We start from the raw sequence: 15,094 nt of genomic DNA on the forward strand, positions 1-15,094 counted from the left end.
CCTCGGTCCCTCACCGCTCAGTCGTCGGGATGGGTGTGCGCGGTCGTCAGGGATTCGTCACCGGAGGCGAAGTCGCCCGGCCGATGCCCGCCCGGCTTCTGGATCCGCCCGGGTTCGAGGGTGCGCCGGACGTCCTCGGCGTGGACCGAGTCGAGGTCGCCGGTGGCGTCGAGGTACCACTCGGTGAGCGTGGGGTCCTCGGTGTCGAGCCCGGCGCCGGCGCCTTCGTCCTTGGCCACCTCGGTGGCGTTGAACACGAAGTCGTCGCCGTGGTCCTCGATCCCGCGCCTGACCCCTTGGGCGATGGCGGCCTGGGCGAACTTCGACCGGAGGATGTAGGGGTCGGTCCGGAGGTCCTTCCACCACGCGAACATGATGCCGATGACGACGAAGGCGAACGGCAGGGCGGAGTCGACCATGATCGACTGCAGTCCCGAGAGGGCGTTCTCACCGCCGGCGATGAGCAGGGACACGGAGATGAGTCCGAGGAGGACGCCCCAGGTGATCGTCACCCAGCGGGAGGGCTCGGGTTTGCCGCGCTGGGACAGCGAGCCCATGACGATGGAGGCCGAATCCGCCGAGGTGACGAAGAAGACGACGATCGAGGCCATCGCGAGGATCGGGGTGATGGCCGCCAGCGGGAGGTGGGACAGGACCTCGAAGAGCATCGCCTCGGGGGAGCCGGCCTCGCTGATCGGCTGTCCCCGGGACTCCATCCACATCGAGGTGCCGCCGAAGATCCCGAACCACACGAAGCACACGCCCGAGGGGACGAGGACGACCACGGTCGTGAACTCGCGCAGCGTGCGTCCGCGCGAGATCTTCGCGATGAACAGCCCGACGAACGGCGACCAGGACACCCACCACGCCCAGTAGTAGGTCGTCCACGCCGACATGAACTCGCCGGTCTCCGGACTCTGGTAGGCGTTGCGGGCGACCATGGTGGGCAGCTGCCCGACGAACTCGGCGAGCGCGGCGGGCATGAAGGTGAGGAGGAACACCGTGGGTCCGGCGATGAAGACGAAGAGCGCGAGCGTTCCGGCGATGACCATGTTGATGTTCGACAGCGCGCGGATGCCGCGCTTGATCCCGGACACGGCCGAGAGGATGAAGAGCACGGTGAGCACGGCCATCGTGCCGATGAGGAAGCCGTTGCCGACCGGGCCGACCCCGGCGACGACCTCGACTCCGCGGCCGATCTGCAGGGCGCCGATGCCGAGCGAGATGGCGGTGCCGAAGAGGGTGACGACGATCGCGAAGATGTCGATGATCGCGCCGAGGGGTCCCTTCGCCTTCGCCCCGAAGATCGGCTCGAAGAGGGAGGAGAAGAGCGGGGCACGCCCCCGGCGGTAGGCCGAGTAGGCGATCGAGCCGCCGACGAGCGCATAGAACGCCCACGCGATCGGACCCCAGTGGAGCAGCGTCTGCGCCTGGGCGAGCTGCATCGCGTCGGTCGACAGGGCCTCGGCCTCGAATCCGTGCGGGAGGTCGAGGAAGTAGGTGAGGGGTTCGTAGGGCCCGTAGAAGAGGAGCCCGATGCCGATGCCCGCGGAGAACAGCATCGCGACCCAGGACACCGTCGAGAACTCCGGCTTCTCGTCGTCGGCGCCGAGCCGGATGCCCCCGGTGCGGCCGTAGCCGACGACGAGCATGAACACCGCGATGGCGATGGCGAGGATCCCGAACAGCCAGCCGAAGGTGCGGGTGACCCAGGTCAGCGAGGTCGTCCCCGCCACGGAGATCGACTCCGGGGAGACGAACGCCCAGATGAGCACCGCGACGATGAGCACTCCGGCGACGCCGAAGACGGTCTTCGAGGTGCCGAAGGTCTTCCCTGTCCGTTCGACCCCGATGCCGGGGATGAGCGCCGGATGGACGAGTCCTGGTTTGGTCACCTCCTTGAGGACCTTCCTGGCACGATGTCGCTTGTGCCCGTGGTCGTCTGGTCTGGGGGTGTCTGGCTTGGCCATGGTGTTTCGTGTCCTCTGTGTGCTCGTGCGTCGCGCGTGATCAGGGCAGGGCGCGCCCGGGCCGCACCGGACTTCCGTGTCCGCCGCGGCCCGGGGGCAGTGCTCTCAGCCGATCCGGCGTCCGCTCCATTCGGGCGTGTGTCTGCTCACCGCGTCGAGTGCCTGAGCGACCTCGACGGGGAATTCTGCGGTGCCTCCTCTCCGCTGATCGACGTGGAGGGCCATGATCTCCTCGGTCGCGACGACGGTCTCGTCCACTCTCATCTCGTAGGCGAGGTGGAGCTTCTTCGCACCGGCGGAGACGAGGTGCGCACGCACGGTCAGGGTCGAGCCGAGGGACACCTCGCTGAGGTACCTGATGTGCGCCTCCACGGTGTAGAGGGAGCATCCGGTGGCCTCCCGGTAGGACTCGTCGAGGCCGAGCGTGTCCATGACCTGGTCGGTGGTGAAGCCGAAGACGAGGACGTAGAACGCCTCCGACATGTGGCCGTTGTAGTCGATCCACTCCGGAGCGACCTCGGTGACGTAGTCGGGCAGCCGTCGGGCGGTCGAGGCGAGCGCCTCGTCGTCGCTGCCCGCGGTCGACTCCGGGCCCGCCATCTCAGGCCCCGCCCGGGGTCGCGGTGGACTCAGAGGCCGTCGGAGCGGGAGAGATCCCCGAACCGGTGAGCTTGCGCAGCGCCACGATCCCCGCATCGCGTTCGGCGATGAGGTCGCTGATCGTGCGCTCGCCGCTCTCCTCCTCGCACCCGGCCACGACGTCATCGCGGAGCGCCTGGGTGAGCTCCGGTGCGGTCAGCCGCGTCCACGGGGATTTGAGCGACGGCCCGAAGTGGTCGAGCATGTGGGCCATTCCGCCCTCACCGCCGGCGAGGTGGAAGGTGAGCATCGGCCCGTGGAAGGGCCAGCGCAGCCCGGGTCCGTCGGTGATCGAGCGGTCGATCTGCTCGACGGTGGCCTCACCGTTGTCGATCATGTGCAGGGCCTCGCGCCACAGCGCCTCCTGCAGCCGATTGGCGATGAAGCCGGGGACCTCGCGGTCCATCCTGATCACCGATTTGCCGATGCGGGTGTAGAAGGCCGCCGCCCAGTCGACTGCCTCCTGGGAGGAGCGCTCCCCGCCGACGACCTCGACGAGGGGGATGAGGTAGGGCGGATTGAACGGGTGGCCGACGACGAAGCGGTCGGCGTGGGTGACCTCGGTGGCCATCTCCGTCATCGCGTAGCCGGAGGTCGACGAGCCGATGACGACGCCCGGGTCGCACACGGCGTCGAGGTCGGCGAAGAGGCGGCGCTTGAGGTCGAGGTCCTCGGGAGCCGACTCCTGGACGAAGCCGGCTCCGGCGACCGCCTCGGCGAGATCGGTGTGGACCGACCACGCGTCCTTGTCGGCGCCGTCGACCATGTCGAGTTCGGCCAGCGCGGGCCAGGCGGCGTCGATGAGCCGGGCGAGCCTCTCCCCGGCGACCGGGGACGGGTCCCAGACGCGCACGGTGTAGCCGCGGGCGAGGAAGTAGGCGGCCCACCCGCCTCCGATCGTGCCGGCTCCGACGCACGTGATCGTCGTGATGTCCTGCGGCGAGGGGAAGGCGCTCACAGATCGGCTCCCGTCGCCGTGGGGACCTGGACCCTGAGGTTGAGGATCTCGCGGGCCTCGGCGGGGGTCGCGACCTGGGCGCCGAGGCTCTCGATGATCGTCACCGCGCGATCGGTCAGCGACTCGTTCGTCGCCTTGACGCCCTTGGCCAGGTAGAGGTTGTCCTCGAGGCCGACGCGGGCATGCCCTCCGGCGAGCACCGACTGGGCGACCCACGGAAGCTGGTCGCGGCCGATCGCGAACGAGGTGAACTCCGCCCCCTGCGGGAGCATGTTCACCATCGCGTGGAGCAGTCCCGCGTCGACCGGGGCGCCGTAGGGGATGCCCATGCACAGCTGGTAGAGCGGCGGGGGGTCGATGAGGCCCTCCTCGACGAGGACGTTGGCGAACCACAGGTTGCCGGTGTCGAAGATCTCGAGCTCGGGACGGACGCCGAGCGTCTGGATCCGCTTCGAGCCCTCCCGGAGCATGTCGGGGGTGGACACGTAGATGTTCGAGCCCTCGCCGAAGTTGAGGGAGCCGCAGTCGAGGGTGCAGATCTCGGGAAGGAGCTCCTCGACGTGGGGCAGCCGGTCGAGGGCGTTGACGAGGTCGGTGCCCGGCATGTGAGAGGTCGGGTCCTGGGGGTCGATGACGAGGTCCCCGCCCATGCCGGCGGTGAGGTTGATGACCGGGTCGACGTCCGATTCGCGGATCAGGCGGACGACTTCGCGGTAGTGGGCGACCTCGCGCGAGCCCTGCTTCGTCTCGAGGTCGCGGACATGGATGTGGACGACCGAGGCGCCGGCGCGAGCGGCCGCGATCGCATCGGAGGCGATCTCCTCGGGCGTGACCGGGACGTGTTCGCTCTTGTGCGTGGTGTCACCGGCGCCGGTGACCGCGCAGGTGAGGATGACCTTGCGATTCATTGTGACTCCTTATCAGGGGTGGTGAAGATGGAACGGTCGAGATAGGCGGACAGTCGTCTGCGGAACGTGGAGACGTCGAGGACCCCGGTGAGGACCTTGACGCCGAGTCCGTCGAGCAGGGAGGTGAGCTCGTCGGTCATCTCAGCGCTGTCGCGGCGGCGGACGACGCCGGCGGCCTGCCCGTCCTCCAGCGTCGCCCGCACGGTCCGCGACCACCGGTCATAGCTGGCGTGGTAGTCAGGCACCGAGGTGTTCTCCAGCGTCAGCCGGCTCCACATCTGCAGCCAGATCGACCACTCGCTGCGCGCCGTCCGGCCGATCGGCGACTGCAGCTCGAGCAGCCGGCGCAGCCTGCGCTTCGGATCGGGGATGTCGCCGAGCCAGGCGATCTGCCGGTCGAAGGCGAGTTTGACCGAATAGCCCAGCGTGGCGTCGAAGAGGGCGGACTTGTTGGGGAAGTAGTAGTGGATGCTCGCACTCGAGACACCCGCCGCGGCGGCGACATCGGCGATCCGCACCGAGTCGTAGCCGTGCCGGGCGAAGAGGTCCCAGGCGGTCTCGACGATGATGCGCCGCGGCGTCGGATCATCGTCGCCCGCCCCGTCACCGGTCCGCCCGGACAGCGCGGGCGGGGGCGCGGAGACCGTGGAATCCTCGCCGAGCAGCCACGCCACGGTCACTCCCGTGGCCGTGGCGATGGCGACGAGCTCCGCGGCCGTGAATCGACGGCGCCCGGCCAGCGACTTCGACAGCTTCGATTCGTCGATGCCGATGCCGGTCGCGAGCTGACGCTGGGACAGTCCGCTGGAGACGATCGCCTGCTTCGCGCGGGCGGCCGTCGGCTGGGCGTGAGCGGCGGTGGTCATGGTGGAGAGCCTAGGCGAGACTTGCGAGGATCGCAAGCATTTCTGACAGGAAATCAGTCGGTCCGCAAGTGGGATGCGCCGGCGATGCTCCGACGGCGGTCCGGTGCGGTGAGCCGCCGGCGGAGCTCGCCGGTCGGCGGCGACTCGCGCGAGTGTGACGGGGGACACTGTAGTCTGTCCTCGACCGCACCCAGCCGTGACCACGTCCACGCACCCGGAGGGCCCCATGAACGACGATCGTCATTCCCGCATGCACCAGGTCTCCGACGAGTCGAGGAACCTCGTCAACCTCGTCCTCGACTATTCGCGTCGTCGTACGCTCGCGGTCGACACCCCGCTCGATCGTCCGACGACGGAGGCCGAGCTCAACCGCCTCGCCGGACCGACGATCGGCGAGGAGGGGATCGGCTCGGCCCGGGCGCTGGCGATCTTCGAGCACATCTTCGCGCCGGCGTGCATCACGACGGATCATCCGAAGTATCTGTCGTTCATCCCCAGCGCACCGACGAAAGCGGCGATCGCCTTCGACCTCGTCGTGTCCGCGAGCGCACTCTACGGGGGCTCCTGGCTCGAGGGCGCCGGCGTCATCCACGCCGAGAACGAGGTCCTCACCTGGCTGGCGGGAGAGTTCGGACTGCCGGCCGGGGCCGGCGGGGTCTTCGTCCAGGGCGGGACGATCGGCAACCTCTCGGCGCTCGTCGCCGCGCGCGAGGCCCGCAAGGCCACGACCACCGCACGCTCCTCGGACCGGTGGGTGATCGTGTGCAGCGCCGAGGCCCACTCGTCGATCGCCTCGGCGGCCGAGGTGATGGACGTCGACGTGGCGCCCGTCGTCACCGGTGAGGACGGGCGCCTGCGCGCCCCTGGTGTGCGGGCGGCGCTCGAGGAGCACGGCGATGCCGTCATCGCCGTCGTCGCCACCGCCGGGACGACGAACTTCGGCACGATCGACGACATCGCCTCGATCGCGGAGCTCAAGGAGGAGTTCGACTTCTGGCTCCATGTCGACGGCGCCTACGGTCTGGCGGGGATGCTCTCGCCTCTGGCCCGGCACCGGTTCGCCGGCGTCGAGGCCGCCGACTCCCTCGTCGTCGACCCCCACAAGTGGCTGTTCGCCCCGTTCGACGCGTGCGCGCTGATCTACCGCGATCCCACGAGCGGTCGGCGTGCGCACACCCAGCGGGCGGAGTACCTCGACACCCTGACGGAGACCGACGACTGGAGCCCCTCGGACTACGCCATCCAGCTGACCCGGCGCCCGCGCGGGCTGCCCCTGTGGTTCTCCCTGGCCAGCTATGGCGCCCAGACCTATCGCGAGGCGATCTCCCACTCGATCGAGCTCGCGCGGGAGATCGCCTCGGAGATCAGGCGGCGGCCCGGGCTGCGGCTGGTGCGGGAGCCGGAGCTGTCCGTCGTCGTGTTCGAACGCGACGGCTGGGAGCGAGCCGATTACGACCGGTGGTCGGAGAGGCTCCTCGACGACCAGCGGGCCTTCGTCGTGCCGAGCTCGCACCGCGGTCGACCGAACGCCCGGTTCGCCATCGTCAACCCGCTGACGACGTTCGACGATCTCGTCGACATCCTCGACACGATGGAGTGATGCTCCCGGCTCAGCCGCTGATCACCTGCGGCTCGGCGACGGCCTTGAGCCCTTCGACGCCGAACTCGCGGCCGTAGCCGGACTGCTTCATCCCGCCGAAGGGCACCATCGGGTGGAGTCCGCCGTGGGAGTTGATCCACACGGTCCCCGCTTCGAGCCGGGCCGCGACCCGCTTGGCCTCCTCGCGGTCGTTCGACCACACCGAGGCTCCGAGGCCGACCTCGAGCTCGTTGGCCAGGGCGACCGCCTCGTCGATGTCCGAGTAGCGGATGATCGGCAGCGCGGGGCCGAACTGCTCCTCGACGACGAGTTCCGCGTGCGGGTCGATGTCGGCGATGAGCGTCGTCGGGTAGAAGTGCCCGGGGGACTGCGGATCGGGGTCGCCGCCGAGGACCACCCGGGCGCCCGAGGACTTCGCCGCCTCGACGAGGCGGTCGACGATGTCGTACTGCGCCCGGTTCTGCAGGGGACCGAGCAGGTTGTCCTCGTCGAGGCCGACGCCCATGGGGACGGTCCGCGCGAAATCGCTGAGGGCGGTGACCACCTCGTCATAGACGGAGTCGTGGACGTAGAGGCGCTTGAGGGCCGCGCACGTCTGGCCGGTGTTGATGAACGCGCCCCAGAACAGTCCCTCGGCGATCGCCGCGGGATCGACATCGGGAAGGACCACGCCTGCGTCGTTGCCGCCGAGCTCGAGGGTGAGCCGGGTGACGTTGTCGGCGCTGGCGGCGATGATCTGCTTGCCCACGGGCGTCGATCCCGTGAACATCACCTTCGCGACCTTGGCGCTCTGGGTCAGGGCCGCGCCCACGACCGAGCCCTTGCCGGGGACGACGGTGAGCACCCCGGCGGGCAGCACCTGGTTGAGCACGGCGACGAGTGCCATGACGGACAGGGTCGTCGACTCCGCGGGCTTGATGACGACGGTGTTGCCCATGCGCAGTGAGGGCGCGATCTGCCAGATCGAGATCATCATCGGCCAGTTCCAGGGCGAGATCGCCCCGACCACGCCGAGCGGTCGGTAGACCAGTTCGGCATGTCCGGATTCGTCGTCGAGGATGACCCCGCCGGGCAGCTGGGTGTCCGCGGCCGCCTGCGTCCACACCGAGCAGGCGCCGACCTCGAAGCGGGCGTTGGGTCCGTTGAGGGGCTTGCCCTGCTCGCGGGAGAGCAGCTGGGCCAGCGGCTCGGCGGCGGCGTCGATCGCGTCGGCGGCGCGGTGGAGGTAGATGGTGCGCTCGGCGTCGTCGAGGGCCGCCCATCGTCGCTGTGCGGCACTCGCGGCGTCGAGCGCGGATTCGAGGTCGTCGAGCCCCTGGACGGGGGCGTGGCCGATGAGCTCGCCCGTCGCCGGGTCGCGGACTTCGCGGGCGTCGGGGTCGGTCGAGGTCACGGCGGCGAGCAGGCTGTCATAGGTGTTCATCGGTTCTCCTCTGGGGTGTCGGTCGATGGCGTGGAGCAGCAGGAACCGGTGGGCGGGCCCGCCTCGGCGGCAGCGGAGTGCCGGCCTCCGTCGTCGGGGTCGGCGGGCAGGTCCATGGCGGGGTTGCGGTCGAGGAATCCGTGCGGTTTGAACCAGAAGCCGGAGTAGTCGACGGGCATGATCGGCCAGTCCTCGGTCCGGGGGATGTGGGTGGGGCCGAAGACGTGCCAGAGGACGAGGTCCTCACCGTCGAGGCTGCGATCCCGGCTCGTCCAGTCCGGCAGTCCTGCCCCCGGGGCGTGCGCATTGGGGTAGTCGCCGGCCGGGTAGAGCTCGTCGGGAGCGTACCGGGTCCCCCACAGGTGGTGGGTGGCGAAGGTCGCGCGGCCGTGGACCGTCGACTCGGGCTGGGCGGCGAGCACGCCCCGACCCTCGGGGATGAGCCAGTAGGCGGTGGGCCTGCCGACGTGGTTCCTCCGGTGGCCGGAGCGGACCTCCCATACCCGGTTGGTGGCGCCGTTGGCCAGGCGCCTGGCCTCGCTCTCGCTCCTCAGCTGAGTGTCCGTCCAGGTGAACGCATTGCCATAGGGGTTGTCGGGCCCCATCGGGACGCCTGCGGTCTCGATCTCGTGGAGTGTGTTGTCCGGCCCGTCGATGTCGACGTCGATGCGGGCGCAGAACAGGTGCTGGTGGACGGGGGTGAAGATCCCGGGGGCGATCTCCGTGCGATGGGGGTCGGTGCTGCCGGGGATGCCGGCGCCGGCGAAGACGATGCCGGTGGCCTTCGCCTCGACCTGGATCGAGCCGTCGAGGTAGAAGTACCAGAAGAACCCGTAGTCGTAGTTGCCGACGGTGGAGAAGTAGCTGATGACGAGTCGGCGGCTGCGTCGGGTCTCGGGTCCGGCGTCGAGGTCGGTGTGCTTGTAGAGGATGCCGTAGTCCTCTTCGTGCATGCACACCGCCTGCGGGATCTTCACCGGGTGGCCGTGGTCGTCGGGGACGAAGGCGTCGAAGTAGTGGATGACGCCGAGGCAGTCGCAGCCCAGTGACAGGGAGTTCGCGTTCTTGCCCAGGAGGTATTCGCCGGCGTCGAAGTAGCTGATCCAGTACCGGCTCGTCGAGGTGTCACCGTAGGGCACGACCATCTCGGGCACGCTGGCGCGGTGGGCGACGGACCGGTCCTCGCCGCCGTCGGCGAAGGTGATCTGGTTGAGGACGAGGCCCTCCTGCTGGGTGAATCCGACTCGGAACGTCCAGTTCTCCCACTGCACCCGGCTGCCGTCGACGGAGAAGCTCGGTCCCTCGGGCTGGGTGATCTCGATCGGCTTGAGACTCGTCCGGGCCGGACCGCGGGTGCGCAGCGTGTAGTCCCCGGACTCCTCGGGCACGGGGATCTCACCCTCGTCGTCGATCCGCACGACCTCCCGGGAGGTGAGGTCGACGTGGACGACGAGGCCCTCGATGGGATGGGCCCAGGGGTTGTCGCCGGGGTGGAACCGCAGGTACGTGTGGGAGCGGACGAGGCGCCTGCCCACTTCGTCCTCGCGGCCGAAGAACCCCGGCGCGAGCGGCGAGCAGAATGCCAGCTCCATGTGCTCGGCGAGGCCGCGGCGCCGCATCGCCGCCTGCCATTCGGGCGAGGCCTTGACGATCGCCTCGGCGTCGGCGTACTCCTCGAACAGGTACTGGGGCTGACCGTAGGGGTCCTCGGTGTTCGTCAGCACCTCATAGGACTCGACCGCCTGGCGGTCGAGGGACACGATCGCCTCGGCGGCGTGCCCGCTCGACCTCTCGAGCAGGGTCACCTTGATCCGCCGGTCCAGCGGGTCGCCGGGCCTCCAGCGGGCCAGGGCGTCTTTGGGCGGGTCGACGGCGAGCATCCGGGGCACGCGGGTGTCGTCGTGGAAGCGGCCGGCGTCGACGAGCACCTGTCGAGCCCGCGCGATCTCGTCCGCGGTGAGGGGGTCGAGGGGATGAGCGGCCTGGAGGGGAGTGGTCACCCGTTTGCCGTGGGTGTGGGTGGAGTCCGGATTGTGCGTCATCGAACACGTCCTTGATGCGTTGCGGTGTCAGTGCCTGACCCCAGCATAGGGTCAGCGGCCGCGCACCGCCTTTGTCTGCGCGTGCACGGTCCATGACGACCGGCGCACGGCCCTCCCCGGCCGGCCGCGGATCAATCGGCCTCGCGGGTGCGCAGCTCGACGGTGAAGGCAGGCAGCAGGGCTCCGGTGACGGGTCCGATGGTCACCGCGTAGAGGGCGGTGCCGATGCCCACCACCCCACCGAGGAGCCAGCCGACAGCGACGACGCCGATCTCGATGAGCGTGCGCACGAGGCGGATCGACCTGCCGGTGACCCGTGAGAGGCCGGTCATCAGCCCGTCGCGGGGTCCGGGTCCGAACTGCGAGCCGATGTACATCGCCGAGGCGACGCCGTTGAGGACGATCCCGCCGAGGAGGAGGACGATGGCCCACCCCAGCTCCTCGGGTCGGGGGAGGAACAGGAGAGTGAGGTCGAGGGCGGGGCCGATGAGCACGGCGTTGAGGATCGTGCCGAGTCCCGGCTGCTGCTTCAGCGGGATCCACAGGAACAGCACGACGAGCGCGGTGATCGTGATGATGGTGCCGAACGTCAGCGGCACATGCCGCAGGATCCCCGAGTGGAGGACGTCCCAGGGGATCATCCCGAGGCCGGAGTTGACGATCATCGCCATCGACGCCCCGTAGAGGTACAGGCCGACGAGCAGCTGGACGAGCCGCCGGGGGAGGCGGCCCCCGCGCAGCTGCGCGAGCGCGCTGACGTTGGCGAGCTCGCGGCGAGGCGGCTGAGCCGGGGTCGGGGAGGAGGGCATGGGAGACCTTCTGCGGTGATCGGGGGAGTCGGGGCGGGCGCGCCGGATGAGTACCATGATCTCATGAGCAGTGACGACGGTCTTCACCACGATTCCGACTTCCACACCGCCCGCAGCGTCGAGGAGTTCAGGGCCAACCTCGCCGAGGTGAGCCGGCGGATCGCGGCGGCGGCTCAGCGGGCGGGCCGCGACGCCTCCGAGGTCGAGCTGCTGCCGGTGAGCAAGACCGTCGAGCAGGAGCGGATCAGGCTCGCGGTCGCTGCCGGGTGCCGGAAGTTCGGGGAGAACAAGGTCCAGGAGGCGTTCCGCAAGTCCGAGGAGATGGCTGACCTCGCCCTCGACTGGGCGGTCATCGGGCATCTGCAGTCGAACAAGGCCAAGGACGTCGTGAGGTTCGCGTCCGAGTTCCAGGCCCTCGACCGGATCAAGGTCGCCGCCGCCCTCGACCGCAGGCTTGAGGCAGCCGGACGCAGCCTCGACGTGTATGTGCAGGTCAACACCTCGGCGGAGGACTCGAAGTTCGGGATGCCGCCCGAGGAGCTGCCCGGGTTCCTCTCCCGGCTGCCGCAGTTCGAGACCCTGCGAGTCAAGGGACTGATGACCCTGGCGGTCTTCTCCTCCGACACCGAGCGGGTCCGCACCTGCTTCGAGCTCCTGCGGACCCTGCGCGACCGGGCGCTCGAGACCGATCCCGCACTCATCGGGGGCGGGCTGCTGTCCATGGGGATGTCGGGCGACTTCGAGATCGCGATCGAGGAGGGGGCGAACTGCGTCCGCGTGGGTCAGGCGATCTTCGGGCGACGAGCCGTGCCCGACAGCCACTACTGGCCCGAGTGATCGCCGACCGAATGCGCAATGCGCTCATCGTCTTCCTCGGCGGAGCCATCGGCACCTTCCTCCGGGCCGGAATCGACGTCGCCCTCACCGGAGGAAGGCTCTCGGCCACGACACTGCTCGCCTGCAACGTCATCGGCTCACTGGCGCTCGGCATCCTCATCCGCGCCCTCGGCCCCGCCGTCGAGGACAGCGAGGCACGCTGCCAGTTCCGACTCTTCGCGGGCACCGGTCTCATCGGCGGCTTCACCTCGTACAGTTCGTTCGCCGTCCTCGCCGGGACCGTCCTCGCCGGGGGAGCGCCGGTCCCGGGCGTCGTGTACGCACTCCTCACCGTCCTCGCGGGGGTCGCCGCCGCCCTCATCGGCACGATGCTCGTGCCCGACGGCGCAGCCCACGACCGCCGAGGCAGGCGATCGGGACCCGAGGGCGGCGCCCCATGAGCGTCCTCCTGGCCCTCAGCCTGGCCGGCGGCCTCGGGGCTGCCGTGCGGTTCCTCCTCGACGAGGCGATCCGATCGCGACTGTCGTCGACGTTCCCGTGGGCGACGTTCGTCATCAACCTCACCGGCAGCTTCGCACTCGGCATCCTGCTCTCGACGACGCATCTCGATCCCCTGTGGGTGCGGATCCTCGGCACCGGTCTGCTCGGCGGCTACACGACGCTGAGCACCGCCTCGGTCGACGTCGTCCGGCTCCTCCTGGCCCGCCGCCCCGGGCAGGCGGCGGTGTACGGCCTCGGGGGACTGGCGATCATCGTCCTCGCCGCGATCGCCGGGATCCTCCTCGGCCAGGCGCTGTGACAGCGTGGCGGACGGCGCGCGCCCCGGTCCGCCGAGGCCGGACTGTCATGTCCGAAAACCGCTAGCCGGGGCGGCGTGCGCGGAGCAGAATGGAGTCATGCTCTCATCCGACCAGTGCTATCACGCCGTGGCGTCGCGCGACCGGCGGTTCGACGGGATGTTCTTCACCGCCGTCCGCTCGACCGGGATCTTCTGCCGTCCCTCGTGCCCGGCACGCACCCCGCTGCGGCACAACGTCGACTTCTACCTCACGGCAGCCGCTGCGGCCGATGCCGGCTTCCGCGCCTGCAAGCGCTGTCGACCCGATGCCAGCCCCGGCTCCCCGGAATGGGACGTCCGCGCCGACGTCACCGGCCGGGCGATGCGCCTGATCCGCGACGGACTCGTCGATCGGGAAGGAGTCGCGGGCCTCGCCTCGGCGCTGGGGTACAGCACCCGGCAGCTGGGACGGGTCATGCACGCCGAACTCGGGGCCGGGCCGTTGGCGATCTCCCGCCACGAACGGGCGCGGACGGCCAGGACCCTCATCGAATCGACGTCACTGACGATGAGCGAGATCGCGTTCGCCGCCGGATTCTCGAGCATTCGGCAGTTCAACGACACGGTGCGCGAGATCTACGCCGCGACTCCCGGCGACCTCCGCCGAGCGGCGACGTCGAGCCGCCGCACCGGGCCGACGGCGGACCGATCGGCGTGCACGAGAGCCGGCGAACTCGTCGTCCGCCTGGCCTACCGTCCGCCCCTCGATGTCGAGAGGCTCTTCGGCTACCTCGAGTCCCGCGCGATCGACGGGATCGAGGAGGCCGGCCCCCGCCACTGCACCCGGTCCCTGCGATTGGCCCACGGCCCGGCCGTCGTGTCCTTGCGACCCGGCGCGGGCGACTGGATCGACTGCGGGCTGCGGCTCAGCGACACCAGGGACCTCTCGAGCGCGGTCGCGAGAGCGCGGCGTATCCTCGACCTCGACGCCGACCCCGCGGCTGTCGCCTCCACCCTGCAGGCGGCGGGACTGTCCGCCCTCGCCGCGACCGCACCCGGCATCCGCTCGCCGGGTCACGGTGATCCCGTCGAGCTGGCGATCAGGACCGTGATCGGTCAGCAGATCTCGGTCACGGCCGCGCGCACCCACCTCACGCGCCTCGTCGCGCGCACCGGAGAGGAGCTGCCCGAGCAGCTGCGCACGGGCGGAGTGCACCGGCTCTTCCCCACCGCCGAGGCGATCGCCGCCGTTCCCGACGAGGACTGGGCGCTGCCGCGGCGCAGGATCACGACCATCCGCGGGCTCGCCTCGGCGCTGGCCGACGGCACGGTCGACCTCGGGCCCGGCTGCGACCGGGAGGAGGCCGACCGGGCACTGACGGCGCTGCCGGGGATCGGACCATGGACCGTGGGATACATCCGGATGCGGGCGCTCGGCGATCCCGACGTCTTCCTGGGTTCGGACCTCGGGGTGAGAAGGGCCCTCGACCGCCGGCACTGGGAGGCAGGAGCGCAGGGCACTGTGCCCGGCGCTCCCATCGATGACATGATCGACGCCTGCAGTCCGTGGCGCTCCTATGTCACGCATCTGCTGTGGGCACAGCACGCTCGACCCATGTCGAGCACACGAGAGGAACGGCGATGACCACGACACACGCAGACGCGGCCCTGCCCCACGACGGCACCGGGCGGGAGCCGAAGGCGCCGGTGAGGTTCGCCGAACCGCGGCCCGGAGCACTGCTGACCACCGTCATCGGCTCACCGTTGGGCGAGCTGCTGCTCACCTCCGACGGCCACAGCCTCACCGGGATGTACCTCGGCGATTTCGACGAGACGATCGCCCGGGTGGAGAAGAGGACCGCCGCCCACGCACGGGAGGACGACGCGCTCGACGTGTTCGAGGTGGCGGCGGTGCAGCTGGGGGAGTACTTCACCGGTGCGCGGCGGGAGTTCGACCTGCCGCTCGCGCCGACGGGCACGGAGTTCCAACGTCAGGTCTGGCGGGCGCTGACGACGATCCCGTACGGATCCACCGCCGGCTATGGGGAGCTCGCGGGCTGGCTGGGGCGCCCCACCGCTGCGCGAGCAGTCGGAGCCGCCAACGGGAGGAACCCGATCACCATCATCGTCCCCTGCCACCGGGTCATCGGCGCCAACGGCACGATGACCGGATACGCCTGGGGTGCGCACACCAAGCACCTCCTGCTCGACCTCGAGGCCGGACGTCGGCCGCTGTGCTGACCGAGCACTCTCGTCGCTCGGGG

14 protein-coding genes are annotated in these 15,094 nt (G+C 70.0%); 6 read left to right on the top strand and 8 right to left on the bottom strand.

Features of this window, described 5'->3' with window-relative positions; genetic code table 11:
* Positions 1–17: 17 nt before the first annotated feature.
* The 5 genes from DFO65_RS08445 to DFO65_RS08465 all read right to left on the bottom strand — a co-directional run bounded on the left by DFO65_RS08445 (position 18) and on the right by DFO65_RS08465 (position 5,341).
* Positions 18–1,970, bottom strand: a complete 1,953-nt coding sequence (locus DFO65_RS08445; protein ID WP_113903989.1) for a BCCT family transporter — start codon at positions 1,968–1,970, stop codon at positions 18–20.
* Positions 1,971–2,075: 105 nt separating this feature from the next.
* Entirely contained in the window at positions 2,076–2,570 is a 495-nt protein-coding gene (locus DFO65_RS08450) for a thioesterase family protein (protein ID WP_113903990.1), read from the bottom strand.
* 1 nt (position 2,571) lies between these two features.
* Entirely contained in the window at positions 2,572–3,567 is a 996-nt protein-coding gene (locus DFO65_RS08455; protein WP_113903991.1) for a 3-hydroxyacyl-CoA dehydrogenase NAD-binding domain-containing protein, read from the bottom strand.
* Positions 3,564–4,475 (bottom strand): beta-keto acid cleavage family enzyme, encoded by a 912-nt coding sequence (locus DFO65_RS08460; protein WP_113903992.1) that lies wholly within the window; start codon positions 4,473–4,475, stop codon positions 3,564–3,566. The genes DFO65_RS08455 and DFO65_RS08460 overlap by 4 nt, the downstream gene beginning before the upstream one ends.
* Entirely contained in the window at positions 4,472–5,341 is an 870-nt protein-coding gene (locus tag DFO65_RS08465; RefSeq protein WP_113903993.1) for a TetR/AcrR family transcriptional regulator, read from the bottom strand. Before DFO65_RS08465 ends, DFO65_RS08460 begins: the two co-directional genes overlap by 4 nt.
* Before the next feature lie 226 nt (positions 5,342–5,567).
* On the opposite strand from DFO65_RS08465, the gene DFO65_RS08470 reads away from it, so the two are divergent.
* Positions 5,568–6,941: a pyridoxal phosphate-dependent decarboxylase family protein gene (locus tag DFO65_RS08470; protein ID WP_113903994.1), complete on the top strand. Its 1,374-nt coding sequence runs from the start codon at positions 5,568–5,570 to the stop codon at positions 6,939–6,941.
* A gap of 10 nt (positions 6,942–6,951) precedes the next feature.
* Here DFO65_RS08470 and DFO65_RS08475 read toward each other — a convergent pair whose 3' ends face one another.
* From DFO65_RS08475 to yczE, 3 genes are all read right to left on the bottom strand, one after another.
* Entirely contained in the window at positions 6,952–8,364 is a 1,413-nt protein-coding gene (locus DFO65_RS08475; RefSeq protein ID WP_113903995.1) for an aldehyde dehydrogenase family protein, read from the bottom strand.
* On the bottom strand, positions 8,361–10,406 hold the full coding sequence (locus tag DFO65_RS08480; RefSeq protein WP_113903996.1) for a primary-amine oxidase: 2,046 nt from the start codon (positions 10,404–10,406) through the stop codon (positions 8,361–8,363). The genes DFO65_RS08475 and DFO65_RS08480 overlap by 4 nt, the downstream gene beginning before the upstream one ends.
* Before the next feature lie 131 nt (positions 10,407–10,537).
* A complete protein-coding gene (gene yczE / locus DFO65_RS08485) occupies positions 10,538–11,215 on the bottom strand; it encodes a membrane protein YczE (protein WP_113903997.1) in 678 nt (225 codons plus the stop codon).
* Between the two features lie 63 nt (positions 11,216–11,278).
* Here yczE and DFO65_RS08490 point away from each other — a divergent pair, with 63 nt between their 5' ends.
* From DFO65_RS08490 to DFO65_RS08510, 5 genes are all read left to right on the top strand, one after another.
* A complete protein-coding gene (locus tag DFO65_RS08490) occupies positions 11,279–12,052 on the top strand; it encodes a YggS family pyridoxal phosphate-dependent enzyme (protein ID WP_113904251.1) in 774 nt (257 codons plus the stop codon).
* Entirely contained in the window at positions 12,049–12,492 is a 444-nt protein-coding gene (locus DFO65_RS08495; protein ID WP_113903998.1) for a fluoride efflux transporter FluC, read from the top strand. The genes DFO65_RS08490 and DFO65_RS08495 overlap by 4 nt, the downstream gene beginning before the upstream one ends.
* Entirely contained in the window at positions 12,489–12,851 is a 363-nt protein-coding gene (locus DFO65_RS08500; protein WP_113903999.1) for a fluoride efflux transporter FluC, read from the top strand. Before DFO65_RS08495 ends, DFO65_RS08500 begins: the two co-directional genes overlap by 4 nt.
* Before the next feature lie 97 nt (positions 12,852–12,948).
* Positions 12,949–14,475, top strand: a complete 1,527-nt coding sequence (locus DFO65_RS08505) for an Ada metal-binding domain-containing protein (protein WP_113904000.1) — start codon at positions 12,949–12,951, stop codon at positions 14,473–14,475.
* Positions 14,472–15,071, top strand: a complete 600-nt coding sequence (locus DFO65_RS08510) for a methylated-DNA--[protein]-cysteine S-methyltransferase (RefSeq protein ID WP_113904001.1) — start codon at positions 14,472–14,474, stop codon at positions 15,069–15,071. Before DFO65_RS08505 ends, DFO65_RS08510 begins: the two co-directional genes overlap by 4 nt.
* The last annotated feature ends 23 nt before the right edge of the window (positions 15,072–15,094 follow it).

Source organism: Brevibacterium sanguinis (assembly GCF_003315415.1).
Taxonomy (GTDB): domain Bacteria; phylum Actinomycetota; class Actinomycetes; order Actinomycetales; family Brevibacteriaceae; genus Brevibacterium; species Brevibacterium celere_A.